Source organism: Bacillus sp. AFS053548 (assembly GCF_002575105.1).
Taxonomy (GTDB): Bacteria; Bacillota; Bacilli; order Bacillales; family Bacillaceae_G; genus Gottfriedia.
This window is the reverse complement of the sequence record NZ_NUHI01000052.1, coordinates 1-503: the sequence shown is the minus strand read 5'-3', so window position 1 is coordinate 503 and position 503 is coordinate 1. Positions and strand designations below refer to the sequence as shown.

The following is a 503-nucleotide window of genomic DNA, read 5'->3' as shown; positions in this document are numbered from 1 at the left end:
CGTGCACCAATTTGAATTACATCAACGTATTCTAAAGATCTTTCAACATCATTTGGATTTAGTATTTCACTTATTACGGCTAAATCAAATTCATTTGCCACTTCTCTTAAAATTTGTAGTCCTTCGTATCCAAGTCCTTGGAAATCGTATGGAGAAGTTCTAGGTTTAAATGCACCGCCTCGCATCATTGTTAAACCTTGTTGTTTCATAACTTGTGCTACTGCACGTACTTGTTCGTAGCTCTCAACTGCACATGGGCCCATAATAAATGATTGAGAACCATCACCAAGGACAATATCATTTTTCACTTTAACAATTGTATTGTCAGGCTTTTTCTTTCTTGAAACTAAAAGAGCTTTTCTGTGATCGTCCTCTTGTAGTTCTAAGCTTGCTTGGAAAATCGTCTTGAAAATATGTTGTAAAGTTGAAGTTTCAAATGGACCTTCATTTACATTTGCAATCATATCTAAAACTTCACGCTCACGAACTGGATCGAAACGCTT

Annotated in this window: 1 protein-coding gene; it reads right to left on the bottom strand. The window is 36.0% G+C overall.

Annotated features, from left to right (window positions below):
* On the bottom strand, positions 1-503 hold a 503-nt coding region (locus tag CN946_RS20705), incomplete at both ends, for a chorismate mutase (protein WP_176547394.1).